Raw genomic sequence first — 24,783 nt, forward strand, 5'->3', positions numbered from 1 at the left:
CCACCACGGCGGCCCCCGCCGCCCCGGCGCCCGCAGTCCCAGACCCGTCGCTCCCGCCGGCAGAGGGTTCGCCTGCCTCGCCGGTCGAGCCCGCCGCGACGCAGCCAGGTGGCACCGCGCCCGCACCCGCGGCCGCAGAGTCGGCCGACCTCGTCGACGAGGGCGAGGGCTGGCTCGTGCACCGTGGGCTGCGCCTCAACCCGGACATGCGCCTGGTGCGTCACGGTCAGGACGAGATCGTGCTGACCCGCAGCGAGTTCGACCTGCTCGCCGCCCTCATGGAGACGGGTCGGCGGGTGCGCGGCAAGGCGGACCTCGCCCTGCTGCTCCGTGGCGAGAGCTACGTGACGTCGTACTACGTGAGCGAGGCCGACAAGCGGGCGATCGAGGTCCACATGGCCAACCTGCGTCGCAAGCTGACCGACACCGCGACCTCCCCGCGCTGGATCGAGACCGTGCGCGGGGTCGGCTACAGGCTCACCTCGGTCGACGAGAGCTGAGGGCGAGGGGAGCCCGAGAGCACCGAGAGACGTCGGGGAGGGCCGTCAGGGGTGCTGCTCGGGCTCGCCCCAGCTGCGGTGCGTCTCCTCCACGAGGAGGAGCGACAGCTCGTGGCAGGCCTCGGTCCCGGCGGCGTCGAGCTCGGGCAGCCAGGCTTGCGCCGACAGGCAGTCGGCGCGGCGGACGGCGGCGAGCATGCTGTCCGAGATGGTGGCGACGTACGCGCACCCGAGCATGATGCTGCTCGAGCGGATGCTCAGCACCCCTGTGTCGGCCGCCGCGAGGTCGGTGCGGGCGAGCGCTGCGTCGAGGGTCGTCATGCGCCCCGACCACAGTGCGACGTAGTCGGCCACGAACCTCTCGAAGGTGAGGACGTTGCCGAGCAGGTCCTCGAGCAGCTCTTCGAGGACGCTGCGGTCGACGGCACGCGCGGTCTCCGGCCCCCTGGCGGTCATCACGCCTGGTATCCGTGGTGACGCCGGACCAGCTTGCCGAACATGCCGAGGGTCTGCAGGACGGCGATGGTGCCGAGCAGGGGCCACGCGACCCACAGGACGGTCGACTGGACGACGATCGAGAGCTGGACCCACACGGCGGCCAGGGCGATCATCACGGCGACGGTGATGAGCAGCGGGGTGAGGTACGCGTTGCCGGCACCGCGCTCGGCCTTCGCCTGGGCGGCCCAGTTGTCGACCTGCTTCTTGCTCGCGAACTTGGTCCAGGCCCGCAGGAAGTGGCCGATGCGGACCCACATGTACATCTCGGCAGGGACGATCAGCGCCGCGAAGAGGATGTCTCGCCTCGTGCGTCCCTGCATCGACATCGCGATGCGCACGTTGAGCGCCGCAGCCACGACCGGCGGGACGAGCCAGACAGGGCTGAACACGAAGGCGTCGATCGAGACGGCCGCGACCACCAGCAGGATGAACATGACGCGGGCGACGGCGTTGACCGCCATCGACGCGTTCTCGAGCCAGCGCAGGCGCAGGTTCGGGTGGAAGGGCTGGCCCTTGGTGTCGCCGCGCTGGCCGGGCCACATGAGCTCGATCGCGCCGTAGTTCCACTTGACCTGCTGGGCGTCGAGGCCACGCAGGGTGGTCATGCCGCCGACGTCGGCGCGGGCCCGGGCGCTGATCTTGGTGAGGTACCCGGCGCTCTTGATCTGCAGCGACAGGAGCGAGTCCTCGACCTCGGAGTCCTTGACCCACGGCGTGGTCTGGTGGTTCTGGGTCATCGCGTCGCGCAGCGCCTTGGTCGCGAAGATCGAGTACTGGCCGCCGAGGACCGCCATGTTCCGGCCGCGGAGCATGTTCTGCATGTTGAAGGCCGCGAACTGCGCCCGCTGCCCGGAGATGAGGAACTTCGCGATCGTGCCCTGGATGGGGTCCGGGTCGATCGTGTAGATCGCGGAGATGCCGCCGATGCGGCTGTCCGAGACGATCTCCTCCTCGAGCTGCTCGACGGCCTTCTCGCTCGCGACGGTGTCACCGTCGACGCCGAGCAGGTAGTCCATGCCCTCGATGAGCGTGAAGCCGTAGTTGAGCGCGCCGACCTTCTTGTCGGGGTTCTTGCCGATGTCGTGGACGTAGACCTCGGTGAACTGCTCGACGCCGTCGACCACCGAGGAGTGCGCCCCGGCATAGCCGGCCGCGACCTCGACGGTCTTGTCGGTCGTGTTGTTGACGATCACGTGGATGACGTCAGGCAGGCGCGTCTGGGCGAGCAGCGACTCGATGACCGAGCCGATCGACTCTTCTTCGTTGTACGCCGGGATGATGCAGCCGATCGTCGGGCGGGCCGTCGTGAGCGCCTCGACGCTCTCGATGAACTCGTTCGCGTACTTCTCGATCTCGCCGAAGGTCTCGTGGTCGATGATCACGTCGTCGTCGAAATGTGCCACGGTGTGCCTCCTGGAGAATCGTGCGGGCTGGCCGGTCGGACCGGCGTCTGCTGCGTCTGAGAGCAGTCTTCCCGGCCTCCCGCAGCGTCGGCGCAGCGCAGCCTCAGCATCACCTCAAGATGTGCTCAGGATGTCGTCGGTCCCTCAAGATCGCCTTGATCCGGCGGATCCGGGCCCTAGTGTCGTGCCATCACCACGACCCAGGGGGAACCCATGACCGCTCGCCGACCCTTCCGACCAGCCACGCTGCTCGCCGCCGGGATGCTCTTCGCGCTGACCGCGTGCGGCACGGCGCCCTGGGACGACCCCGAGACGACGGGGTCGACCGCGGCTGCTGACGCGACGCCGACGGACGCAGCCACGGCGACCCCGACGGCTGAGCCCGCCCCTGTCGAGACGATCCAGGTGATCCAGAACGACCTCGCCGCCGGCAACGCCCAGCGCACGCTCACGGCGGGTGCGGCGTCGCTCGGTGTCACGTACTGGTCGACGCTCAGCATGGACCAGTGGGTCTCGGGTGCGAGCAAGCCGCTCAGCCTGTCGATCTCCGGCTCCCTCGTCCCCGACGACGGCCAGGGCCTGTACCTGTCGCGCGTCAGTCTCTCGGCCGACGTCAAGGACGCCGACGGCAACGCGCTGCCGAGCCCCGCCGTCGTCACGGACGACGCGAGCGTCGAGCCGGGCTACGCGATCACCGCGCCCTACAGCTACAACCAGACCTTCGTGGTGCCCCCCGTCGACGACCGCGCCGCCTCGGTGACCTTCACCCTCACCTACGAGGTGCTCATCCAGACGACCCCGACGTCTGAGGACTACGCCAAGCAGTCGGCCGTCGACACGCTCACCGTCGCGATCGCGCAGCCCCCGGCGGAGGCGACCGACGCGGCGACGCCCGACGCCTCCGGTGAGCCGGCCGCGGACGTGACCGCGACGTCGTGAAGGCCGGTCGTCCGCTCCCGGGGCGACGAACCGGTCCCCGAGCCGCCACGGAGGACCGGGTGCATGATGAAGAGATGAGCGACGACACCGCAACCGAGCCCCAGGTCACCCACGACGAGGAGGGTCACCGCCTCGAGGCGACGACGCCCGACGGCGAGCTGGCCGGCTTCCTCACCTACGACCGTGTCGAGGCGAAGAGCGCCGGTGGCCGCGGCACCCTCGTCGCGACCCACACGATCGTCCAGCCGCACTTCGAGGGCCGCGGCGTGGGGTCGAGCCTCGCCCGGGTGTTCCTCGACTACGCACAGGAGCACCACCTCACGGTGATCCCCCAGTGCTCCTTCGTCCACGGCTACATCGACCGCCACGAGGAGTACAAGACCCTCCTCCCGTGAGCGCCGGGTCTGCCGGTCGCTGCGTCCGAGACGTCAGAGAGGGCACCGACCGTGGCGGTCGGTGCCCTCTCTCGTGCTGGCGACCCTCTCGGCCCGCCGGCTGTCAGCCTGCGGCGATCAGCTGATCGTCGCGTCGACGGAGGCTTCCTGGCGCTCGTCGTGGACGAGCTCGCCGGCGTCGTCGGCCGGGGTCAGGGTCGCGTCGAAGGTGATCGGGGACCCGGCCTGGTACTTGAAGTTCTGGCCGTAGGAGAAGGTCTGGCCGGGAGCCCACACGAACGGAGCCTCTTCGCCGGTGCCCGTGGCGATCGCTGAGCTCGTCACGCCCATCTCCTCGAACTGCGCGGAGTCGACGATCGAGTCCATGCCCTGCAGGTAGGGCCAGTCGGCGTACTCGGCCGAGACGCTCACCAGGCTGTACGAGAGCGGGATGTCCTCGGAGCCGGTGTTGGTGAACACGTAGTTGACGTAGACGATCTCGTCGCCCTCGGCGATCAGCGGGAGGTTCGTGTCGGGGTCGACGAACTGCCCGGTCTTCGAGGCTGTCGCCGTCGCGACCTGGTAGACGTCGACAGTGAAGTTCGTGCCCTCGATGGTCGCGAGCTTCTCACCCGGGGTGGTGGTCGGGACGGCCCAGGACGGCGAGTCGCCCGATGCTGCCGCGTCGCCAGAGTCGTCGCTCGGCTCGTCGGTCGCCTCCTCGGACTCGTCCTCGGTGGCCTCCTCGCTCGGCTCTTCGGTGGGCTCGTCCGAGGCCTCGGTGGTCTCCTCGGCGGAGTCTGTGGCGAGGATCGAGGACGAGTCCTTGTCGGAGTCGTCGCTCGAGCAGGCCGCCAGCCCGGCCAGGGCGAGGCCGGCGACGGTCAGGGATGCGATGCCGCGGGTGATGCGCATGATGATCTCGATTCGTGTCTAGGGATCGACCCGGGAGGTCGGGATCGGGTTCTCTTCGACACTAACCTCGGCGCCCGTGCCGATGTGGCGCCAGCCATGGGTACCACTGCCCATGAACCGCGGGATCCTGCGGATCTCGGAGGTGGGTAGTAGTACCCGTGGAGTCGATGGGGACCCGTGCCCGGCTAGGCCGAGCGGCCCTGGGGGAGCCCTCCAGATCCTCGGGAGGACCTGCTGGGACGCCGGAGACGGAACCGGGCGCCGACCCTGTGGTCGGCGCCCGGTGAGTGGCTGGCCCGTTCACGCACGGGCTGTCGGAGCCTGACGTCCGCGAGCGGACCTCCAGGGCCGTGTCAGCTGATCGTGGCGTCCACGCTGACCTCGGTGCGCTGGTCGCTGAGGGGCTCGCCGGCCTCGTCGGCGGGGGACAGGCGCGCCTCGAAGGTGATGGGCGACCCAGCCTGGTACTTGAAGTTCTGGCCGGAGGAGAAGGTCTCGCCCGGAGCCCACTCGAAGGGCGCCTCTCCGCCGTTCATCGGGTCGATGGCGAAGCTCGTCACGCCCATCTCCTCGAACTGCTCGGAGTCGACGATCGAGTCCATGCCCTGCAGGTACTCCCAGTCCGCGTAGGTGGGGGTGACGGTGACGAGGCTGTAGGTGAGCGGGATCGACTCGGTGCTCGTGTTGGTGAACACGTAGTTGACGTAGACGATCTCGTCGCCCTCGGCGATCAGCGGCTGGTTCGTCTCCGGGTCGACCCACTGGCCGGTCTTCGAGGCCTTGGCGGTCCCCACCTGGTAGACGTCGACCGTGAAGGTCTCGGCGTCGATCGTCGCGATCTTCTCGCCCGGGGTGGTCGTCGGCACGGCCCACGCCGGGGAGCTCCCGGAGCCGGCCGCGTCGGAGTCCTCGGTCGCGTCGTCCGTCGCCTCGTCGGTGGCGTCCTCGGTGGGCTCTTCGGTCGGTTCGTCGGTCGCCTCGGTGGTCTCCTCGGCGGGCTCGGTCGTCGCGACGGTGGTCTCCTCGGCGCTCGAGTCGTCGCTCGAGCAGGCGGCCAGACCGGTGAGGGCGAGGCCCGCCACGGTCAGGGAGGCGATACCGCGGGTGATGCGCATGCTGTGTCTCTTCTCGGGTCGGTGTCCGGGCGGCACGCAGGCCGCGCTCAGGTACGGGAAGACGCTATCCGCAGGTCAGCGTGCTCGCTCGGTGAGAGCGGGTGAGGTCTGGTGGCCCTCAAAGATGCCCTGCGGCGGCCCGAGACAGCGCAGACGTCGGTGCCCTCCACGTGGGGAGGGCACCGACGTCTGCGTGTCCGCCGGGTCGGGCGGGGGAAGCGGGTCAGCAGGTCAGGCGAGGGCCTCGCCGACGAGGGCCTTCGCGGCCTCCTGCACCTCGGCGAGGTGCTCGGGGGAGGTGAAGGACTCGGCGTAGATCTTGTACACGTTCTCGGTGCCCGAGGGACGTGCGGCGAACCACGCGTTCTCGGTCGTCACCTTGAGGCCGCCGATCGCGGCACCGTTGCTCGGTGCCTCGGTGAGCTTCGCGGTGATCTGCTCGCCGGCGAGGGTCGTCGCCGTGACCTGGTCGGCGGAGAGCTTCGACAGGGTCGCCTTCTCCTCGAGGGTCGCGGGCGCGTCGACGCGGGCGTACCAGGACTGGCCGTGCTGCTCGACGAGGGCTGCGTGGTGCTGCGAGGGGGACTTCCCCGTGGTCGCCTGGATCTCGGAGGCGAGCAGGGCGAGGATGATCCCGTCCTTGTCGGTCGTCCACACCGAGCCGTCCTTGCGCAGGAACGACGCCCCTGCGGACTCTTCCCCGCCGAAGCCGACCGAGCCGTTCAGCAGGCCGGGCACGAACCACTTGAAGCCGACGGGCACCTCGTCGAGGCGTCGACCGAGGCCACCGGCCACGCGGTCGATGAGCGCCGAGGACACGAGGGTCTTGCCGATCGCCGCGTCCTGCGGCCAGCCCGGGCGCGCGCCGCCGTACAGGTAGCTGATCGCCACGGCGAGGTAGTGGTTCGGGTTCATCAGGCCGGCGTCGGGGGTGACGATGCCGTGACGGTCGGAGTCCGCGTCGTTGCCCGTCGCGATGTCGTAGGGGGCGTCGCCTTCCATGGCCTTGACGAGCGAGGCCATGGCGTAGGGGGAGGAGCAGTCCATGCGGATCTTCGCGTCCCAGTCGAGGGTCATGAAGGCCCAGCGCGGGTCGACCTGCGGGTTCACGACCGTGAGGTCGAGGCTGTAGCGCTCGCCGATCGCACCCCAGTACTCGACAGCTGCGCCGCCGAGCGGGTCGGCGCCGATGCGGATGCCCGCGTCGCGGATCGCGTCCACGTCGATGACCGTCGCGAGGTCGTCGACGTAGGCGACGAGGTAGTCGTGGCGGTGCGTGGTCTCTGCGGCGAGGGCCTCGTCGAGGGAGACGCGGCGCACGGCGCCGACGCCGCTGCGCAAGATCTCGTTGGCGCGGTCGGCGATCCACGACGTCGCCTCGGAGCCTGCCGGGCCACCGTGCGGCGGGTTGTACTTGAAGCCGCCGTCACGAGGCGGGTTGTGCGAGGGGGTCACGACGATGCCGTCCGCGAGGCCCGGTCCGGTCGTCCGGACGCCCTGGGCGGTCGAGGCCCCGTTGTGCAGCAGGATCGCGTGCGAGACGGCAGGCGTCGGGGTGAAGGAGTCGCGGGCATCGACGTAGACGTCGACGCCCGCTGCGCTGAGCACCTCGAGGGCGGTCTGCCACGCCGGGAGGGAGAGGGCGTGGGTGTCGCGGCCGATGAACAGCGGACCGTCGGTGCCCTGCGAGCGGCGGTACTCGACGATCGCGGCGGTCGTCGCGATGATGTGCGCCTCGTTGAAGGCGTGGTCGAGGCTCGACCCACGGTGCCCGGACGTGCCGAACACGACCTTCTGCGAGGGGTCGTCGACGTCAGGGGCGAGGTCGTAGTACGCGCCGACGACTGCGTCGACGTCGATGAGGTCTTCAGGGAGGGCGAGTGTGCCAGCGCGAGGGTCCATGAGTCGATCTTGCCACTGGTGCGGGGGTCGGGCAGCGGTCCCCGGGGCTCGACCTGCACAGCAGGACCCAGGTGCCTGTCATTGTGCTTTCTGCTGTGCGACCATGTACGCATGGGGCAGAAATTCATCGGGGTAACAGTCATCGCATTCTTGGTTCTCGTGTCAGGGTGTGGTTCGCAGGAACAACGTCCCGACCCTGTGCCGCAGGAATCATCGAGCTCGACCGCCACCTCGGCGGCTCCCGAGCAATCTGAGGAACCGGTCGACCCGCCGCCGACCGCAGAGGTCACCGAGGCTGCACCGGCACCCGACGAGACGACTGTCGAGGCGCCCGTCGCCTTCGACTTCCCGACGGACATCCCGAGCGACGTGATGCTCAGCGATGCGGACCTCTACACGCCTGACGCCTCGAACCTGGCGCCGGTGCGGACCGAGACCGAAGGGCTCGCCCCGTGGTTCGTCACCGAGTATGACTGGCCTGACACCTGCGTGGAGTACTCGCAGGTCCCCGCCGTCGCCATGAGGACCGTCCTCACCACGGACGAGCGGAGCGCGTACCACCCGGACGTCCAGCAGGTCGCTGTCTTCGAGGACGACACGCTGGCACAGCAGGAGCTCGACCGGTGGGCCGCGCTCCTCGAGGCCTGCGATCAGCTCGGCACCGACGACACGTTGGTGAACTCGACCGAGGCCTTCCCGGTAGGAGACACCCAGGGCTTCGCCTACGTGCTCACCGGCGAGGGCGCTCCCGACAACTATCTCGCGCTCTTCCGCCGCGGCAACTCGGTGACTCTCCTGTGGAACCCCAGGAGGCTGACGCCTCTCGGCATCGACCAGGAGCGGGTTCTCGCCGTCGAGAAGGCAGCGAAGGCCTGGCCGTTGCTCTGCCGGTACGACCCAGCGGGCTGCTGACCCAGGATGTCGGTCCCATTTGTCGCGCACCGGGAGCGCGTGAGGGCCCGGTCGTCGGTGGTTTGATCTTTGAATACTCAATCATTTAGGTCGAGGCGTGGTGCGTGCGATCGTGAATCCTCTGAAAACCCTGCGGCTCCTCTGCAGAGAGGACATGAATCGTGGGGGTGGTGACGCCGTACACCGGTCCGACGTCGGGCGACCAGGGCGCGTCAGAGGAGAGCTGACGGACATTTCTGAGAAGGTGAGGGGATGAGACTCTCGCTGCCGATCGTCCTCGTCGTCACCTCCACCCTCGTCCTCGCCGGTTGCGGTGACTCCGGGTCGCCCGAGGAGGGCGCGACCTCGAGCGCTGCGCCGACCACTGCAGCCCCGTCCGAGCCCCCGGACCCGTCGGCCGAGCCATCCGCAGAGCCGGGCGTGACCCCGGAGCCGACCGAGCAGACGACCGAGCCTCCCGCGAGCCCTGTCACCGACCTCCCGGCATCCGTCCTCCTGCCAGCCGAGTCGCTCTTCCCCGAGGGAGAGATCCGGACGGAGGGCGAAGGTGTCGTCGACTGGGTCTTCCCGGTGCCGTGCGCCGTCGGCGGCCCGGGCGCGGCGGTCGCCATGCGATCCGTCGCTCAGGGAGACGGGACCTTCGAGGTGCCTGTCGGCCACCACCAGGTGGCGGTGTTCGAGGACGTCGACGCGGCCGTCGCAGAGGCCGACCGGATCGCGGCGGCGCTGGACGCCTGCCAGGGGACAGGGTCCGACGGTCAGTCCAGCAGCATCGTCGAGCCTGTCGCGGTCGGTGCCCAGGGGATCGGGTTCGTCGTCGACTACTACGGTGCGCTCCAGGCCAACGGCGACGAGGGCACGCTCGGCTACTACACGGCGGTCACACGTCGGGGCAATGCCGTGACCCTCGTGTCCTCCGAGGGCGGTGAGAGCAGCATCGCAGCGTCTCGAGAGCGTGTGGTCGGCGAGCTCGGCGCTGCCTGGGACCAGCTCTGCGCCTATGAGTCCACAGGGTGCTGACCGCATCTGCTCGAAACTCCGTCTGACCACCGCAGGTCGGGTCTGCGCCATGGGGCGGTGCCGGTAGGCTCGTCCCATGGCAAAGAACACGTCCCCGGAATTCGTGCTGCGTCCCTTCGAGGGCCTCGCCGGCGAGGCTGACCTCGTCGCGATGCGCGAGGTCGTCCCGGCCGCGACGGCGACAGCGCGGACCACCGCAGAGCACGGCGCCCGCGACATCACCTTCACCACGGTCCTCCCGGGCGCCTGGCCCTCGCTGCACCGTGCCGACGGCGCGATCCTCGTCGCCCTGCAGACCCACGCGGGCTCGGGTGACGCGAGCCGCGACCTCGCGCAGACCATCCTCGACACCATCGAGCTCGAGCCCGGCACCTCGCTCACCAGCACGGTGCTCCCCGGCCCGGGCCCGCGCCTGCAGGACATCCTCGACCCGTCGGTGCCCTTCGAGGTCACCGTCCACGAGGGCTTCGACTACTGGCTCGACCCCTCGGCCGAGATCACCGCGGACGTCCGCGAGTCCTTGACCGAGGCGAACGAGACGATCATCGAGACCGTCAGGCTCGAGTCCGTCGAGCACGGCTACTGGTGCCGCATGGGTGCCCGCGAGTACCTGCGCTGGTCGATGGCCTACGACGAGGAGACCGTCATCAACGCCGTCGCCCGTCTGCACGCTCGTCGTGAGTCTGGCTTCGGCGGCTCGAAGTTCCTCGGGGCGTTCCGCTCCTCCGGGATCGTCATCCCCGTGTGGGAGCTGCCGAAGGGATCAGAGGCCGAGGACATCGAGGCCGCTGCAGCCGAGTTCTGGCCGGTCTTCGAGGCCGAGCTGGCGAGCACCGCCCCGCTCGACGCGAACGAGCGTCGCGCGCGTGCCGGGATCGTCTCTCGCCAGGTCACCCTGCGCTGACGGCTGCCGAGTACAGCAGGTCAGAGCAGGCCGGGACGACTAGGGTTGGCGACGTGATGGGTGAGTCAGGGTCCGACGACGGCCGCGCGACGAGCGGCACCCCTACGACCGGGGGTGCTGCTGCGGTGCCCCGCAGGGCACGCTCGGCCGTGTTCCAGCTCCCGGCACGGGAGCGTGACAGGCAGCGCGTCGCGGTGATCATCCCGGCCAAGGACGAGGTCCGTCGCATCGCCGCGACGGTCCGCGCGGCCCGGGCGATCCCGCACGTCGACCTGGTGCTCGTCGTCGACGACGGCAGCGAGGACGGCACCCAGGACGTCGCACGCGACGCCGGGGCCGTGGTCGTGCGCCACTCGCACAACCGTGGCAAGGCCGCGGCGATGGAGACAGGCGCGGCCATCGTCGCCATGCGCGACGCCCCGGGCCGCCCGCCCCGGCTCTTGCTGTTCATCGACGGAGACCTCGCCGAGTCGGCGGTGAACACCGCGCCGCTCGTGGCCCCGGTCCGCGAGGGCGAGGCCGACATGTCGATCGCGCTCCTGCCTCCCCAGCCGGGTGCCGGCGGGCGAGGGATCGTCGTGGGCGCCGCCCGCCGTGCGATCGCGTCGATGACAGGCTGGACCCCGGTCCAGCCGCTGTCGGGCATGCGCTGCCTGACCCGCGAGGCCTTCGAGGCCGCGACCCCCCTCGCCCGTGGTTGGGGCGTCGAGACAGGTCTGACCATCGACCTGCTGCGCCTGGGGTACGTGGCGGTCGAGGTGCCGTGCGACCTGCGGCACCGTCCGTCGGGCACAGACTTCCGCGGTCAGATGCACAGGGCCTCGCAGTACCGCGACGTGGTGCTCGCCGTGAACGCCCGCAAGGTGCGGGCCGTCGGTGAGGCGCTGAGCAGCGTCGGGCGTCGCCGCAGCCGCTGAGGCCTCGTCTGCTCCCGTGCCCCTGAGAGGCACCGGCACAGGCCAGGCAGCGGCCTGGTAGCACGGTCGCCTGCGCGGCGCGTGCTCCCTGGTGCGCCTGGTGTCAGACCCGCCCTGGTACCTGCAGGGTGTGCTCGCGCTGGAGGCCCAGCATCCACGTCGCGTAGGTCGCGGTGACCACCGGGACCAGGACCGACATGCCCACGGCGAGGATGACGATCCCCGAGTCGTTGACGAGGGTGCCGATCACCAGCGCCACGACTGTGCAGACCACGGCGGGGACGAACAGCGGCGCGGCGTCGCTCACCTGCTTGAGCGGGGTGCCGCGGGTCAGCCACGCGTAGGCGTCGGCGTCGTCGGCGACGGTCGCCGCCCGCAGGGGGCGCCCGACGACGATGACCACGAGCAGGATCCCGCCGACTGCGACGAGGGTCAGCGGGTTGGAGAGCGTCGAGAAGTTCGCTCCGATCTTGCGGAGCAGGATGCCCCAGAGCTCGCCGTCGAGAGTGTCGTCCACGAAGGCGCCGAGGTGGGTGCGCTGGTCGGGCGGGCGAAGCCAGTCGACGACGGCGAACAGCGAGACGACGACGACCCCGGCGGCGAGGACCGCGAGGACCTTGCGCCACGTGACCCGCACGCCGGCCGCCACGAGGGCGAGCAGGCAGAAGGCGGGAACTGTCGCCGGAGGACCGCCGAAGTCCGCGCCGATGCTGGGCGAGCCGTTGAGGAGGACGGCGACTACCCCTGTCGTGGCGATCGAGACGACCGCCCACCGACGGTGGCCGTGCCGGATCAGCGCGTCGCCGATGCTCGCGGCCAGGACGATCGTGGAGGTCGCGAACAGTGCGAAGGACGTGTTGTTGAAGCCGTAGAAGCGCCCCGCGACCATCGGCTGGATCCCCATGAGCCCGGAGACCTGGAGACGGGCACCTGTCGCGACGTCGACGGCGAGCACGACCGCGGTGACGGCGGCGACGACGGCTGCCGGGCCGAAGACCTGCCGCTTCCACGGCGGCAGGACCGCGGCGGCGGTGACCACCGCGACCCAGGCGACGACGAGACCCGTGAGCGCGAGGGACGGCGCGGAGACCCGCCACCACGGGACGAGGTTGGCGAGCATGGTCGCCACGGGGACCGCGGCGACGGCGACCGCTGCGGCTCGCAGCACCGCGAGGCTCCCGCGCGGACGGGCGGTCAGGCGCGCGGCGGCGGAGTCGATGCCGCGTCGTCCCGCGGCGGGGCGGGTCGAGCGGCCGCGGGCACCGGCGGCACCCAGCCACCGTGAGAACGCCAGGCCGACTGTCGCGAAGAGCAGGAGGTTGACGATGCAGAAGAGCGTGAAGAACGTCCCGACGAGCGGGTAGGTCGAGCGCGCGTGGTCCTCTGCGTCGACGAGGGCGTCGACGCGCTCCGAGACCGGCGCTCCGGAGGCGTCGCTCGTCGGTGCTGTACCCACGAGCGTCGAGCGGGGGAGCACGTCGCGCAGCCCGAGCGGCGCGGCGACCAGCGGGAGCAGGTCGGTCGTCTGCACGTAGCCGGGCTGCCGGGTGGAGTGGGACATGAGGGTCCCCACGGGGGTGCCGTCGCCGAGGACGACCAGGGTGCCCATGCGCGACGTGCGCCCGGGGTCCGCCATCGACGCGACGACGACCGTGGTCCGCTCGAGGTCCGGGTCGTCGGCCAGGACAGCCTCCATCACGGCTGCCAGGTGTCCGTCGACCGTCGCGACGTCTGCGGCGTGCTGCTCGCTGCGCGTGAGCTCGGTCGGTTGCGCGGGGTCGACGATGTCGCGGACCGAGCCGGCGTCCACGACGACCAGCCTGGAGGTCTCGAGCGCCGCGGCGACGTCGAGGCGGAGCGCGTCGGCGCGCGGGACGGGCCGGGTGCCGACAGGGAGCGGGACGACGTCACCGGCGACGGTGCCGTCCGACGTCGCGAGGGCGATCATCGCGCCCGGCCCGATCGCGGTCGCCGCGAGCCCGGCGGTCTGGACGGCGTCACCGAGGCTGCCGATGGCTGCGCCGTAGGACTGCGACTCGACCGCGCTCTCGTACTCGTCCCAGCCCGGCACGCTCGTCGGGTCTGCGTCGGTCGGGTTGGTGAGGACCCGGCACGGGTCGACGCCCTCGCCGCGGTAGTCCGCCGCGCGCTTGCCGGAGGAGAGGGCGAGCCAGCCGTCGGCCGGGCAGGTGGTCGAGCGCACCGAGCGGACGACGAGGTTGCCGACACCACCCTGCTCTGCGACTGCCCAGGTCGCCGGGGTCGCCTCGGCGGAGATGTCGGCCCACGAGACCCCGCCGGTCCCGACGACCACGACCCTGTCGTCGGTCGGCTGAGGCCCTGCCTGCGGTGAGGTCGCGTGCTGGGTCGTGGCATCCTGTGCGGCGGCATCCTGGGCAGCAGCCGGCGCGGCTGCCGAGGCGTACGCGGCTGCGGGGGCGACCGTCGAGAAGAGCACCCCTGCGGCTGCGAGGACGGCGGCTGCCCGCGTCACGCGTGCTGCACGACGCCCGAGCGAGACGATCCTCCGGGGAGCGAGGGCAGAGGGCATCAGGGTTCTGGGCACCGGACCAGAGTAGGCGCTGGTCCGGTGCAGGACGTGGTGGTCGGGTGCAGAGCCCGGTCAGACCGACCGGCGCAGCCGTCGCTCCTGGACCGTGGGTGCGCCCGGAGACGAGCCACCTGACGGATGGTGGTCGCGCTGACGGCTACCGGGGGGAGAGGCTCGGTGCCGGGGCGCGGACGAGCAGCGCACCGGGGTCGACCCGGGTGCTCACGGCGCGGGCGCGTCCCAGGACGTCGCCGTCGACCTGGACCTGCTCACCCTCGGGGACCTCGAGGTGCACGACCTTGGCGCGGGTGTGGTCGATGCGGCCGATCTTGTTGGGCAGGTCGTTCGAGACGCCGAAGCCCTGCATGACGACCTCCCCGAAGAGCTGGACCCAGCCCATGAGGCCGCCCCGGGTGTCGATCGCGGCGATGTCGTGGATGCCGTCGTCGATGATCGCGTCGGGGATGAGCGTGATGCCGCCCGGCAGGCGGCCGCAGTTGCCGACCATGAGCGTGCGCAGCCGGGTGGTGATGGGCTCGCGGTCGTCGAGGGTGATGGTCATCTCGGTGCGGCGCCCGTGCAGGTGCTTGACCCCGGCGACGAAGTACGCGATCCAGCCGACCTTGGACTTGAGGGTGTCGTCGGCGTCGGCGACCATCGCGGCGTCGAAGCCGAGCCCGGCGATGACGAGGAAGATGTGCGTCCCGGTGTCTGCGGGACCGTTGCCCTCGGTGTCCTTCTCGCGGGGGTCCGCAGGCTGGTCGACCGTGAGCCAGCCGACGTCGATCCGACGGTCGACCCCGTGCAGCACGATGTCGAAGGCGTCGTCGCGGTCGGTGACCGAGATGTCGAGGTTGCGGGCGAGGAGGTTGCCCGTGCCGAGGGGCAGCAGCGCCATGGGCTTGCCGGAGTCGGCCATGCCCTGGGCGACGGCGCGGACCGTGCCGTCGCCGCCGACGGCCACGACGACGTCGGCACCGCGCTCGAGGGCTTCACGGGTCTGGCCGAGGCCCGGGTCTTCGACGGTGGTCTCGACCCAGATCGGGTCGGGCAGCCCCTCGGCCGTGCAGCGCGACATGAGCGCGGCCTTGAGCTGCTCGGCACCGTTCTTCGAGGGGTTCGCCACGAAGGCGAGGAGAGGTCCGCGAGGCGCGTCGTCTGCGGGCGCCTCGTCGACCGGCGCTGCCGGTGCTGCCGCTGCGGTGCGGGCGAGCGTGCGCTGGGACCGCAGGACGAGGACCGCGAGGGTGATGGCCGTCAGTGAGACGACGATCGCTGCGATCAGCAGCCACGCTTCGAGTGTCATGGGACCAAACTAGGCCCTGGGGCCCGAGTCGGCGCTGCAGGGCAGGGTGGTTCTCACCACGCTGCCCCGCGGACGCCGCACCGCAGCAGCCGGACCAGGTCGCGGGCGCAGCGGTCCGTGGCCGGTCGCCCTCCCGCTGCCGGCCCGCCCGCGGACCTGGTCGAGCCGGCGGCTCAGGAGGTGACGTCGGCCGTGGTGAACCTGCTCCAGGCGAGGGTCCCGAAGATCGCGACCCACGCGGCTTGCACAGCCAACCCCTGTCCGAGCGTCGAGTAGTCGACGTCCAGACGCATGAACTCCCCGAAGTCGAGCCAGTGGAAGGTCAGCAGGCCACCGTGGATGGCCGTGAGCTGGGGCAGCGCGCTGAGGACCGTGCTGACCACGGGCACCACGATGGTCGCGGCCATCGCCGCCACAGGCACCTCGGTGAGGGTCGAGAAGAAGAGCCCGACGGCGACGAGCCCGGTGAGGGAGAGGATCACGTAGGCGGTGATCCCGAGGGTGCGCAGGAGTCCGTCGGCCGTCGAGACCCTGTCCCCGGAGAGCAGTGTGACGTCGCCGAAGCCGAAGAAGATGCCCCCCACGACGAGGCCCACGACCGCGATGGTCAGGACAGCGGCTGCGGCGAAGGTCAGACCTCCGACGGCCTTGACCAGGAGCATCCGCGTCCTGGGCACGGGCGTGACCAGCAGGTAGCGCAGCGTCCCCGCCTGGGCCTCTCCCGCGATCGCGTCGCCCGAGACGATCGCGACGGTCAGCGGCAGCAGCAGCGGCAGGCAGCTGAAGAGCGAGGTGAGGACGAGGAAGAGCCCGTTGCTCGTGATCTTCTGCAAGAAGGGTGGGCCCTGCCCGGCGATCGCGGTGTCCTGCGTGATGAGGACGACCACGCCGATGATGATGGGGATGAGCCCCAGGCCGGCCAGCAGGACCAGGTTCCGCTTGCGACCGAAGACGAGCCTCAGCTCGCTGCGGAGCAGGCGACCCGTCGCGCCGCGACGCTGAGCCGTCGAGGCGGCGTCGTCGTGCTCGACGGGGCGGGCGGCCCTGGGGCGGTCTGCGGCGAGCGTGTCAGCGGGCGACATCGAATCCCTCTCCGGTGAGGCGCACGAAGACGCTCTCGAGGCTCGGGCGGTGGACCTCGAGGCCGAGGAGGTCGACCCCTGCGTGGACGAGCGCGACGGAGACCCGCTCGGGTGGGACGTCGCCCAGGGCGGCGGTGATCGTGGTGCCGGCGACCTCGGGGGCGGTGAGCCCGAGGCCCGTGAGCACCTCGACGGCGGACCCGCGGTGGTCGGGGGAGGTCGTGACGACCACGACGGTCTCGTGAGCCTCAGTCACGGTCTCGCGCGGACCCTGGAGCACGAGGTTGCCCCGGCTCATGATCCCGATGTGCGTGCAGACCTGCTCGATCTCGGTCAGCAGGTGCGAGGACACCAGGACGGTTGTCCCGGCGTCGGCGAGCTCACGGACGAGGTGCCGCACCTCACGGGTGCCCTGCGGGTCGAGCCCGTTGGTGGGCTCGTCGAGGATCAGCAGGTCCCGGGGACGCAAGAGCGCTGCGGCCAGGCCGAGGCGCTGCTTCATGCCGAGTGAGTACTGCCTGTACGGCTTGGCGGCGGCCGCACCGAGACCCAGGCGCGCGAGCGCCGCGTCGATGCGCGCCTTCCGGGTGGACCTGCGGGTCGTCCCGTCGGCCGCGTCGAGGCGCTCGAGGTTCGCGCGGCCGCTGAGGTACGGGTGGAAGGCCGGACCCTCGACCAGCGCTCCGACGCGGGGCAGGACCGTCGCGCTCGCGGTCGGCATGCGCTCCCCGAGCAGCTCGGCGTAGCCGTCGGAGGGTCCGACGAGGCCGAGGAGCATCCGGATGGTGGTGGTCTTGCCGGAGCCGTTGGGGCCGAGGAAGCCGTACACGGCCCCGCGAGGCACCTCGATGTTCACCTTCGAGACGGCGACCTGCCCGGACCGGAACTGCTTGGTGAGGTCGTGGGTGCGGATCGCGAGGTCGGTCTGGCTCCCCTGCCCGGCGCCCGCAGCAGGTGCGTCGTCGCTGCGACGACCGTGGAGGTTGCCTGTGGGGGAGGTCCGGGCTGTCGGGAGGCCGGGCTGGGGCACGGCAGATGCCGGCACCGACGCCGAGGGGGCGGTCGTCGGTGCCGGCATCGCCGTCTCGCCGGAGGCGGGAGCTGTCACCGGGCCAGGGCCTGGAGAGTCTCGGCCGGGACCGCGCCGGCGTAGATGCGGCCGTCGTCGGTCAGCAGGACGGTGAGGAGAGACGAGGTGATGAGCTGGCCCTCAGGGACGTCGGTCGTCAGCTGGTCGAGCAGCGCCTGCGGGTCGAGCGTCGTCATGTCAGCACGGTCGCTCGAGTCGCCGAGGAGGTCGGTCATCAGCTCGTCGGTGCTCTCCGACCCGAAGGTGCCCTCGAGGCCTGAGCGCAGCTCTTCTTCAGGGACGTCGCCGGACAGCAGTGTCGCGAGGTCGACGTCGGTCAGCTCGACGACGGATTCCCAGCCTGTGCCGATGACCCGGGTGCCGGGCGCTCCTTCGGGGACGGTCTTCGAGCCGGGCTCGGGGAGCGCCTCGGGCAGCGGGACCACGACGTCGCGGGTGGTCGCCCCGGGCGGCGGGGTGAAGTCGAAGACCGTCGGGTCGACGGCGTCGAAGGAGACGTCGGTGAAGGCGATCTCGACGGCCGGTGTCACTGTGTCCTGGGTGCTCCACACCTGGGCACGGAGCGGGACGGAGGTCTCGGCGTCGACGGCGAGCAGGACCCTGCCGACCAGGGTGCCGTCGGTGTCGGGGGTGAGACCGATCTGGTAGGCGTCCCGCCCGGCGACCTGGGTCGCGGGACCGACGGTCACCTCGGAGGTCTCGTCTGCGGCGGCGAGCGCCTGCTCGGCGACGGCCTGCGGAGTGGGCAGGTCGCCGACGACGGCCGGGTCGAGGTCCTTGACGGAGGCGCTCAGCTCGTCGAGGGCAGCCTGGTCCTCGGGGGCGACGGCGTAGTGGACGGCCTCGTCGTCGCTGCTCGAGTAGGTCCACGCGGACCCGCCGTCGGTGACGACCGTGTACTCGGAGAGGTCGCCGAGGAGGGACGACCGAGCCTTGCCCTCGCCGTCGCTCCAGACCCGCACGGTCGAGGAGCCGCCGAGCAGGTCGAGCGGCCCGGCGCCCTGCACCTGCGCGAGGTTGAGGTCGGGGAGGCCGAGGCGGGTCGTCATGACGACTGTGCCCGAGACCGGGACAGGCTCGGCCGAGGCGATCCTGTCGACCAGCTCGGCTGCGGTGATCTCGCCGAGGTCGGGGGTGTCGGTCGACGCGAGCGCCGACGGGAGCGTGAAGGCGCCCGCGACGACAGCCGCGGTCACCACAGGGACGCCCCAGCGGGCGCGGTTCGAGAGTGCACGTCGAGTAGCCATGGACCACACTCTGCCGGAGCGTTGCTGTGGGGACGCTGAGAGGCTCTGTGGACGACGTGACGCACGTCTGCGCCGCGGCTGCCATGCTGGTCGGCATGCGCATCCTGGTGGTCGACGACGAGGTCGTGATGAGCCGCGCCCTGACCCGTGGGCTCACCGCCGAGGGCTTCGCGGTCGACGTCGCTCACGACGGTCAGACCGGCCTCGACCTGGCCCGCGAGGGTGCCTACGACGCCGTCGTCCTCGACATCATGCTCCCCGTGCGCTCCGGCTACGACGTGCTCCAGACGCTGCGTGCCGAAGAGGTCTGGACACCGGTCCTGCTGCTGAGCGCCAAGGACGGGGACCACGACGTGGCCGACGGCCTCGACGTCGGCGCAGACGACTACCTCACCAAGCCGTTCGCCTTCGTCGTGCTGGTCGCGAGGCTGCGGGCGCTGCTGCGGCGTGGCGCCGTCCCACGGCCAGTCGTCCTCGTCGCGGGGGAGGTCAGCCTCGACCCGGCGAGCCACGTGGTCACCCGCCGCGGTACGCCCGTCCAGGTCACGGCGCGCGAGTTCGCCCTGCTCGAGTACCTGATGCGACGGCCCGGGCAGGTGGTCGGCAAGGTCGAGCTCCGCGACCACGTCTGGGACGGCGACGGCGAAGACCTCAACGTCGTCGAGGTGTACGTCGGGTACCTGCGCCGCAAGCTCGGCCGCGACGTCGTGGCCACGGTCCGCGGCGCCGGCTACCGCGTCGACGGATGACCCCGGGACCAGCGGGCCGCCGCAGGATCTTCCGGGGAGACGGACGCACAGGGGTGCGGCCGTGGTCGTCGTGGTCGCTGCGCCTGCGGCTGACGATCGTCGCGGCGGGCCTCTTCGCGGTGGCACTCGCGCTCGGCGCGACCCTCCTGTCGATGGTCGTCTCGAGCAGCCGCGTCGCCGCCCTCGACGAGCTCGTGCGGGCGAGCGTGACGACAGTCGGGCAGCTCGCCACGAGCGACCAGCTGCCCGCGGTCCTGCCCGCGACCGAGCCGGGCGAGGTCACCCAGCTGCTCGACGCCGACGGCCTCGTGCTCGCGACCTCGGCGAGCGGCAGCCGCACGCTCGCCGTCGTCCCGGGCTCGGTGCTCGACGACGCCGAGCGCCCGGCGGCCGACACCCCTGCCCAGGACAGCAGCAGACTGGCCGAGCCGGTGTTCGTGACGACGGACCGCAGCGCCTACGCCGGTGGGCTGGTCCGCGCCGCGGTGCTGCCCGTCGAGTGGCGCGGGGAGCCCGCCTGGGCGGTCAGCGCCCTGCCGCTGCGGGAGGTCGAGGGGGTGGTCTCCGCGCTGCGCGTCTCGCTCGGCGCCGTCGTCCCGCTCCTCACCGTGGCCCTCGGGGGGCTCGTCTGGGCGCTGCTCGGACGAGCCCTGCGCCCTGTCGAAGAGCTCCGGCGCGGAGCCGAGCTCGTCACGGCCCGCGGCGGTCCGGGCTCCCTGCCCGTCCCGGGAGCCGGGGGAGACGAGCTCGGGGCGCTCGCCCGCACGCTCAACGACATGCTCGACAGGCTCGAGTCCTCGGCCGCCCGCCAGCGCGCCTTCGTCGCCGACGCCGCGCACGAGCTGAGGTCACCCGTCGCCGCGCTGCGGGTCAGCGTCGAGATCGCGCAGGAGCACCCGGAGGCCTACACGGCCGCCGAGCTCGCCGACGACCTCGCCTCGGAGGTGCAGCGGCTCGACAGGCTCGTCGACGACCTCCTCGTGCTCGCTCGGCTCGGTGCCACGACCTCACGGCGGGAGCCGGTCGACCTGCGCGAGCTCGTCGACGGCGTCGTCCCGGGCAGCGTGCTCGCCGCCGGGGCGTCTAGACCCGCAGGGTCCCCGGTGCCCCGGGTCGAGACCACTGGCGCAGGGACAGCGGCGACAGACCCGTCGGCCTCCGGGAGGGTCGTCCGCAACCTGGTCGACAACGCTCTCCGGCACGCCTCGACGCGCGTGCTGGTCCACGTCTCCGACGGGGAGGTCGTCGTCGTCGACGACGGGCCGGGGATCGCCGCAGGCGACCGCGAACGGGTCTTCGAGCGCTTCACACGGCTCGAGGACGGACGCCAGCGAGACGCCGGAGGCTCGGGCCTGGGGCTGTCGATCGCGCGGGAGGTGACCCGTGAGCTCGGAGGGGACGTCCGTCTCGACGAGGCTCCGGGCGGCGGGGTACGCGCCACGGTCTCGCTGCCGCACGAGGCCTGAGGCCGCTCAGACGCTCGCGGTCCCGCTGCCCCGCAGGATCGACGTCATCTTCTTGCCGCGGGCGACCTCGTCGACCAGCTTGTCCATCCAGCGGATCTGCTGCATCAGCGGGTCTTCGACGTCTTCGACCCGCAGCCCGCAGATCACCCCCGTGATGAGCGAGGCGTCAGGGTTCATGCGTGGTGCCCGCGCGAAGAAGGTCTCCATGTCCGACCCGTCGGCGACGACCTCGGCGAGCCCAGTGTCGTCGTAGCCCGTCAGCCAGCGGATGACCGTGTCGACCTCCTCGCGGGTGTGGCCCTTGCGCTCCACCTTGGTCACGTAGAGCGGGTAGATGCTCGCGAAGCTCGTGCTGAAGATCCTGTGCCCTGCCATGTGCTGCCTCCTCGTGCGCCCGCCGGTCGAGCGGTGCCCCGACACGCACCCGGCTCAGGTACCTGTCCAGCACGAGTCTGGCACCTCCGGCCCACTCACCGCACGGCCCCGCCGCCGGGCCGTGCGCGCAGCACGGAGCATCGGTCGCTAGGCTGTCCGGGTGATCGATCTGCGAGTGGTTCGCGACAACCCTGACCTCGTCCGTGCAAGCCAGGTGGCCCGAGGTGACGACCCTGCCCTCGTCGACCAGGTGCTCGACGCCGACTCCCGGCGCCGCGCCGCGCTGACGGAGTTCGAGCAGCTGCGCGCCGAGCAGAAGTCTCTCGGCAAGGACGTCGCCAAGGCGCAGGGCGACGAGCGCACGGCGCTGCTCGCCCGCACCAAGACGATCTCGGAGCAGGTCAAGGCCCTCCAGGCCGAGGCCGACGAGGCCGACAAGACGCTGACCGAGCTCAGCCGCCGCATCGCCAACATCGTCGAGGGTGCCCCGGCCGGCGGCGAGGACGACTACGTCGTGCTCCGCACCGAGGGCACGATCCGCGACTTCCAGGCCGAGTACGGCGCCGACTTCGTGCCGCGCGACCACCTCGACCTCGGCGAGCGCCTCAAGGCGATCGACACCGAGCGCGGCGCGAAGGTCTCGGGTGCCCGCTTCTACTACCTCACAGGCATCGGCGCGCGCCTCGAGCTCGCGCTGCTCAACGCCGCGATGGACCAGGCCTACGCCGCAGGGTTCACGCCGATGATCACCCCGACCCTCGTCAAGCCCGAGATCATGGCCGGCACGGGGTTCCTCGGCGCCCACGCGGACGAGATCTACCGCCTCGAGGCCGACGACCTCTACCTCACCGGCACGAGCGAGGTGGCGCTCGCGGGCTACCACTCCGACGAGATCCTCGACCTCACCGCGGGCCCTCAGCGCTACGCGGGCTGGAGCGCCTGCTACCGCCGCGAGGCAGGCTCCTACGGCAAGGACACCCGCGGGATCATCCGCGTGCACCAGTTCCACAAGGTCGAGATGTTCAGCTACGTCCCCGTCGAGGAGGCTGCTGCGGAGCACGAGCGCCTGCTCGCCTGGGAGGAGCAGATGCTCGCCAAGGCCGAGCTCCCGTACCGCGTGATCGACACCGCAGCCGGCGACCTCGGGTCGAGCGCCGCCCGCAAGTTCGACTGCGAGGCGTGGCTCCCGACGCAGAACAGGTTCCTCGAGCTCACCTCGACGTCCAACTGCACCACCTTCCAGGCGCGTCGCCTGGGCATCCGTGAGCGCACGGCCGCGGGCGACACCCGCCCCGTCGCGACCCTCAACGGGACGCTCGGCACCACACGCTGGATCGTCGCGATCCTCGAGAACCACCAGCAGGCCGACGGCTCGGTCCGTGTCCCCGAGGGCCTGCGGCCCTACCTCGGCGGGCTCGAGGTCCTCGAGCCGGTCTCGGCATGACGCTCGACCTCGGTGGTGCCCCCGTCGGCGGCAGCCCCGTGCTGTCGCCCGGGGCGCCCGCCACCGAGGCGCTCACGGCGCAGGCCGCCGCCGAGGTCGCCCGGCGTGCGGCCGACGGGGCGTACCTCGTCGCCCTCGACGTCGACGGCACGCTCATGTCTTTCGACGAGTTCATCTCTGACGAGGTCCGCGAGTCGATCGCCGCGCTCCGCGACGCCGGTCACGAGGTGGTCATCGCGACGGGTCGCCCCCTCGTCGGTGCGCTGCCCGTGGCCCGTGAGCTCGGGATCGACTCCGGCTGGGTGGTCTCGTCGAACGGCTCGGTCACCGCGCGCCTCGACCCGAGCCTGCCGGAGGGCTACGTGGTCGAGGAGGTCGTCCGCTTCGACCCCCGCCCGGCCCTCGCCGTGATGGCCGAGCACATGCCGTCGGCCCACATCGCGATCGAAGAGGTCGGCGTCGGGTTCTGGGTGACCGACGGCTTCCCCGCGCACGGGACCCACGGGCCGAGCACCGTGGTCACCCTCGACGACCTGAGCGGTCGTGACGCGATCCGTGTGGTCGTCTCCGAGGCGAGCACCCCGACGCGCGAGCTCGAGCAGCGCGTCGACGCGCTCGGCCTGGTCGCGACGTCGTTCTTCATCTCCGCCACGCGCTGGATGGACGTCGCACCGCGCGGGGTCACCAAGGCGTCGGCGCTCGAGCGCCTGCGGACGCTCTGCTCGGTCCCCGCTGATCGCACCGTCGCGATCGGGGACGGGGAGAACGACCTCGAGATGCTCGGCTGGGCGGCGCGCGGCGTCGCGATGGGCCACGCCGACGCCTCGGTGATCGCGGCGGCCGACGAGGTCACGCTGTCGATCGTCGACGACGGCGCGGTCCCCGTGCTCCGCAGCATCCTCGACCAGGGACGGGACCAGGCCGTGCCGTGAGCACCTCTCCGACGGTCCCTCGCCCCGGCGCTGTGGTGAGCATGGACGACGTCGCACGAGCAGCCGGCGTCTCGACGGCGACGGTCTCCCGCGCGCTCCGCGGGATGACCAGCGTGTCGGCGGCGACGCGCGAGCGCATCGAGGCTGTCGCGCGGCGGCTCGGCTATGTCGCGTCCCCCTCGGCCGCCAGCCTGGCCTCCGGGCGCACCCGCACCATCGGTCTGCTCACCCCGTGGGTCGACCGCTGGTTCTACGCGCACGCGATCGACGGGGCCGAGCGTGCCCTGCGCGAGGTGGGCTTCGACGCGCTGCTCTACACCTTCGACCTCTCGCGCGACCAGTCTAGGCCGCGGGTCGACCCGAGCGTGCTGCGCCGCAGGGTCGACGGGATCCTCGTGGTCGGCATGCCGCTCAGCAAGGAAGAGGTCACGTCGCTCGAGGCCCTCGACCTGCCTCTCGCCTTCATCGGGACAGGGCGCGACGACCACGTGACGGTCCGCCTCGACGACGACGCGGCCGGGCGCTGCGCGACCGAGCACCTGCTGGGGCTGGGCCACCGCCGGATCGGCCACATCACGGGACCGGCAGGGGTCGACCACTCGTGGTCCCCGCCCGTGGCCCGGCACGCCGCCTGGCGCGTGGCCCTCGAGGACGCGTGCGTCGCGGCCGAGCCCGGGTGGGCCGTCGACGGCGCCTTCGACGTCAACGGCGGGCGCGAGGCGGCCCACAGGCTGCTCGACACCCACCCCGAGATCACCGCGCTCTTCGCGGCCTCGGACGAGATGGCGATGGGAGCTGTGCTGGCCGCGCGCGAGCGCGGTCTCGACGTCCCGGGGCAGCTGTCGGTCATCGGCATCGACGGTCACGACCTCGGCGAGCTCGTGGGCCTGACGACCGTCGCGCAGGACCCTGCACGGCAGGGAGCCGAGGCGGCCCGGCTGCTGCTCGCGGACATCGCGCTGTGGGCGACGCCCGGGGCGGAGCGGGTGTCAGGAGCCCTCCAGGTGCTGCACGCGACACACCTCGTCACCCGGTCGTCAACCGCCTCACCTCGGAAGACGTGACGCAACTGTGACCTCGCAAGAGGGTGCGAGCGGTTGCGCTCGGGCCATGCAAGCGCTTGCATTGCTCTGAGCGGTCCC

23 protein-coding genes are annotated in these 24,783 nt (G+C 71.5%); 12 read left to right on the forward strand and 11 right to left on the reverse strand.

Going from position 1 to position 24,783, the window contains the following annotated elements; translation table 11 throughout:
• The coding region (locus tag HZZ10_RS15420) for a winged helix-turn-helix domain-containing protein (protein ID WP_228087675.1) at window positions 1–500 on the forward strand (500 nt) is incomplete at its 5' end.
• A 45-nt stretch (window positions 501–545) separates the two neighbouring features.
• Here HZZ10_RS15420 and HZZ10_RS15425 read toward each other — a convergent pair.
• On the reverse strand, window positions 546–959 hold the full coding sequence (locus HZZ10_RS15425) for a hypothetical protein (protein WP_156382833.1): 414 nt from the start codon (window positions 957–959) through the stop codon (window positions 546–548).
• Window positions 956–2,401, reverse strand: a complete 1,446-nt coding sequence (locus HZZ10_RS15430) for a glycosyltransferase family 2 protein (RefSeq protein WP_179914174.1) — start codon at window positions 2,399–2,401, stop codon at window positions 956–958. Before HZZ10_RS15430 ends, HZZ10_RS15425 begins: the two co-directional genes overlap by 4 nt.
• Before the next feature lie 213 nt (window positions 2,402–2,614).
• On the opposite strand from HZZ10_RS15430, the gene HZZ10_RS15435 reads away from it, so the two are divergent.
• Both HZZ10_RS15435 and HZZ10_RS15440 read left to right on the forward strand, forming a co-directional pair.
• Window positions 2,615–3,340: a hypothetical protein gene (locus HZZ10_RS15435; RefSeq protein ID WP_179914175.1), complete on the forward strand. Its 726-nt coding sequence runs from the start codon at window positions 2,615–2,617 to the stop codon at window positions 3,338–3,340.
• Window positions 3,341–3,414: 74 nt separating this feature from the next.
• Window positions 3,415–3,735, forward strand: a complete 321-nt coding sequence (locus HZZ10_RS15440) for a GNAT family N-acetyltransferase (RefSeq protein ID WP_179914176.1) — start codon at window positions 3,415–3,417, stop codon at window positions 3,733–3,735.
• Between the two features lie 117 nt (window positions 3,736–3,852).
• Here HZZ10_RS15440 and HZZ10_RS15445 read toward each other — a convergent pair whose 3' ends face one another.
• The 3 genes from HZZ10_RS15445 to pgm form a co-directional block, all read right to left on the reverse strand.
• Window positions 3,853–4,629 carry a hypothetical protein gene (locus tag HZZ10_RS15445; protein ID WP_056135104.1) on the reverse strand — a complete coding sequence of 259 codons (777 nt, stop codon included), beginning with the start codon at window positions 4,627–4,629 and terminating at the stop codon, window positions 3,853–3,855.
• Window positions 4,630–4,982: 353 nt separating this feature from the next.
• Window positions 4,983–5,744 (reverse strand): hypothetical protein, encoded by a 762-nt coding sequence (locus tag HZZ10_RS15450; RefSeq protein WP_179914177.1) that lies wholly within the window; start codon window positions 5,742–5,744, stop codon window positions 4,983–4,985.
• A gap of 231 nt (window positions 5,745–5,975) precedes the next feature.
• Window positions 5,976–7,646 (reverse strand): phosphoglucomutase (alpha-D-glucose-1,6-bisphosphate-dependent), encoded by a 1,671-nt coding sequence (gene pgm, locus HZZ10_RS15455; protein WP_056135112.1) that lies wholly within the window; start codon window positions 7,644–7,646, stop codon window positions 5,976–5,978.
• Between the two features lie 198 nt (window positions 7,647–7,844).
• Between pgm and HZZ10_RS15460 the strand changes: the two genes are divergently transcribed.
• The 4 genes from HZZ10_RS15460 (at window position 7,845) to HZZ10_RS15475 (ending at window position 11,399) form a co-directional block, all read left to right on the forward strand.
• Complete coding sequence (locus HZZ10_RS15460) at window positions 7,845–8,558, forward strand: hypothetical protein (RefSeq protein WP_179914178.1); 714 nt, start codon at window positions 7,845–7,847, stop codon at window positions 8,556–8,558.
• Between the two features lie 252 nt (window positions 8,559–8,810).
• Window positions 8,811–9,578: a hypothetical protein gene (locus HZZ10_RS15465; RefSeq protein ID WP_179914179.1), complete on the forward strand. Its 768-nt coding sequence runs from the start codon at window positions 8,811–8,813 to the stop codon at window positions 9,576–9,578.
• A gap of 76 nt (window positions 9,579–9,654) precedes the next feature.
• Window positions 9,655–10,482 (forward strand): DUF5926 family protein, encoded by an 828-nt coding sequence (locus HZZ10_RS15470; protein ID WP_056135120.1) that lies wholly within the window; start codon window positions 9,655–9,657, stop codon window positions 10,480–10,482.
• Between the two features lie 56 nt (window positions 10,483–10,538).
• A complete protein-coding gene (locus tag HZZ10_RS15475) occupies window positions 10,539–11,399 on the forward strand; it encodes a glycosyltransferase family 2 protein (protein ID WP_056135124.1) in 861 nt (286 codons plus the stop codon).
• A 103-nt stretch (window positions 11,400–11,502) separates the two neighbouring features.
• Here HZZ10_RS15475 and HZZ10_RS15480 read toward each other — a convergent pair whose 3' ends face one another.
• From HZZ10_RS15480 to HZZ10_RS15500, 5 genes are all read right to left on the reverse strand, one after another.
• Window positions 11,503–13,965, reverse strand: coding sequence for a hypothetical protein (locus HZZ10_RS15480; protein ID WP_179914180.1), 2,463 nt, complete (start codon window positions 13,963–13,965; stop codon window positions 11,503–11,505).
• 142 nt (window positions 13,966–14,107) lie between these two features.
• Complete coding sequence (locus HZZ10_RS15485; protein ID WP_179914181.1) at window positions 14,108–15,256, reverse strand: diacylglycerol/lipid kinase family protein; 1,149 nt, start codon at window positions 15,254–15,256, stop codon at window positions 14,108–14,110.
• A gap of 173 nt (window positions 15,257–15,429) precedes the next feature.
• Window positions 15,430–16,338, reverse strand: a complete 909-nt coding sequence (locus tag HZZ10_RS15490; protein WP_179914182.1) for an ABC transporter permease — start codon at window positions 16,336–16,338, stop codon at window positions 15,430–15,432.
• On the reverse strand, window positions 16,325–17,446 hold the full coding sequence (locus HZZ10_RS15495; RefSeq protein WP_308507599.1) for an ABC transporter ATP-binding protein: 1,122 nt from the start codon (window positions 17,444–17,446) through the stop codon (window positions 16,325–16,327). The genes HZZ10_RS15490 and HZZ10_RS15495 overlap by 14 nt, the downstream gene beginning before the upstream one ends.
• The gene (locus HZZ10_RS15500) at window positions 17,443–18,675 is read right to left on the reverse strand and encodes a LolA family protein (protein WP_179914183.1); all 1,233 of its coding nucleotides are present in this window, start codon (window positions 18,673–18,675) and stop codon (window positions 17,443–17,445) included. The genes HZZ10_RS15495 and HZZ10_RS15500 overlap by 4 nt, the downstream gene beginning before the upstream one ends.
• Window positions 18,676–18,770: 95 nt before the next feature.
• Here HZZ10_RS15500 and HZZ10_RS15505 point away from each other — a divergent pair, with 95 nt between their 5' ends.
• Both HZZ10_RS15505 and HZZ10_RS15510 read left to right on the forward strand, forming a co-directional pair.
• Window positions 18,771–19,424, forward strand: a complete 654-nt coding sequence (locus HZZ10_RS15505) for a response regulator transcription factor (RefSeq protein WP_179914191.1) — start codon at window positions 18,771–18,773, stop codon at window positions 19,422–19,424.
• Window positions 19,421–20,890 carry a sensor histidine kinase gene (locus HZZ10_RS15510; RefSeq protein ID WP_179914184.1) on the forward strand — a complete coding sequence of 490 codons (1,470 nt, stop codon included), beginning with the start codon at window positions 19,421–19,423 and terminating at the stop codon, window positions 20,888–20,890. The genes HZZ10_RS15505 and HZZ10_RS15510 overlap by 4 nt, the downstream gene beginning before the upstream one ends.
• A gap of 6 nt (window positions 20,891–20,896) precedes the next feature.
• Here HZZ10_RS15510 and HZZ10_RS15515 read toward each other — a convergent pair whose 3' ends face one another.
• Window positions 20,897–21,265: a DUF2200 domain-containing protein gene (locus HZZ10_RS15515; RefSeq protein ID WP_179914185.1), complete on the reverse strand. Its 369-nt coding sequence runs from the start codon at window positions 21,263–21,265 to the stop codon at window positions 20,897–20,899.
• Between the two features lie 160 nt (window positions 21,266–21,425).
• Here HZZ10_RS15515 and serS point away from each other — a divergent pair, with 160 nt between their 5' ends.
• Genes serS through HZZ10_RS15530 form a run of 3 tightly spaced genes read left to right on the forward strand, consistent with a single transcriptional unit; the run spans window position 21,426 to window position 24,705 of the window.
• Window positions 21,426–22,709 carry a serine--tRNA ligase gene (gene serS, locus HZZ10_RS15520; RefSeq protein ID WP_056135144.1) on the forward strand — a complete coding sequence of 428 codons (1,284 nt, stop codon included), beginning with the start codon at window positions 21,426–21,428 and terminating at the stop codon, window positions 22,707–22,709.
• Window positions 22,706–23,641: an HAD family hydrolase gene (locus HZZ10_RS15525; RefSeq protein ID WP_082544100.1), complete on the forward strand. Its 936-nt coding sequence runs from the start codon at window positions 22,706–22,708 to the stop codon at window positions 23,639–23,641. Before serS ends, HZZ10_RS15525 begins: the two co-directional genes overlap by 4 nt.
• Window positions 23,638–24,705, forward strand: coding sequence for a LacI family DNA-binding transcriptional regulator (locus HZZ10_RS15530; RefSeq protein ID WP_056135147.1), 1,068 nt, complete (start codon window positions 23,638–23,640; stop codon window positions 24,703–24,705). The genes HZZ10_RS15525 and HZZ10_RS15530 overlap by 4 nt, the downstream gene beginning before the upstream one ends.
• The last annotated feature ends 78 nt before the right edge of the window (window positions 24,706–24,783 follow it).

Source organism: Sanguibacter inulinus (genome assembly GCF_013415325.1).
Classification (GTDB): Bacteria; Actinomycetota; Actinomycetes; order Actinomycetales; family Cellulomonadaceae; genus Sanguibacter; species Sanguibacter inulinus.

Bases quoted from the DNA above. Each gene is read 5' to 3' on its own strand.
- HZZ10_RS15435 (WP_179914175.1), top strand. From the start codon at position 2,615: ATGACCGCTCGCCGACCCTTCCGACCAGCCACGCTGCTCGCCGCCGGG.
- HZZ10_RS15440 (WP_179914176.1), top strand. From the start codon at position 3,415: ATGAGCGACGACACCGCAACCGAGCCCCAGGTCACCCACGACGAGGAG.
- HZZ10_RS15445 (WP_056135104.1), bottom strand. From the start codon at position 4,629: ATGCGCATCACCCGCGGCATCGCATCCCTGACCGTCGCCGGCCTCGCC.
- HZZ10_RS15450 (WP_179914177.1), bottom strand. From the start codon at position 5,744: ATGCGCATCACCCGCGGTATCGCCTCCCTGACCGTGGCGGGCCTCGCC.
- pgm (WP_056135112.1), bottom strand. From the start codon at position 7,646: ATGGACCCTCGCGCTGGCACACTCGCCCTCCCTGAAGACCTCATCGAC.
- HZZ10_RS15465 (WP_179914179.1), top strand. From the start codon at position 8,811: ATGAGACTCTCGCTGCCGATCGTCCTCGTCGTCACCTCCACCCTCGTC.
- HZZ10_RS15470 (WP_056135120.1), top strand. From the start codon at position 9,655: ATGGCAAAGAACACGTCCCCGGAATTCGTGCTGCGTCCCTTCGAGGGC.
- HZZ10_RS15475 (WP_056135124.1), top strand. From the start codon at position 10,539: ATGGGTGAGTCAGGGTCCGACGACGGCCGCGCGACGAGCGGCACCCCT.
- HZZ10_RS15485 (WP_179914181.1), bottom strand. From the start codon at position 15,256: ATGACACTCGAAGCGTGGCTGCTGATCGCAGCGATCGTCGTCTCACTG.
- HZZ10_RS15490 (WP_179914182.1), bottom strand. From the start codon at position 16,338: ATGTCGCCCGCTGACACGCTCGCCGCAGACCGCCCCAGGGCCGCCCGC.
- HZZ10_RS15500 (WP_179914183.1), bottom strand. From the start codon at position 18,675: ATGGCTACTCGACGTGCACTCTCGAACCGCGCCCGCTGGGGCGTCCCT.
- HZZ10_RS15505 (WP_179914191.1), top strand. From the start codon at position 18,771: ATGCGCATCCTGGTGGTCGACGACGAGGTCGTGATGAGCCGCGCCCTG.
- HZZ10_RS15510 (WP_179914184.1), top strand. From the start codon at position 19,421: ATGACCCCGGGACCAGCGGGCCGCCGCAGGATCTTCCGGGGAGACGGA.
- HZZ10_RS15515 (WP_179914185.1), bottom strand. From the start codon at position 21,265: ATGGCAGGGCACAGGATCTTCAGCACGAGCTTCGCGAGCATCTACCCG.
- HZZ10_RS15525 (WP_082544100.1), top strand. From the start codon at position 22,706: ATGACGCTCGACCTCGGTGGTGCCCCCGTCGGCGGCAGCCCCGTGCTG.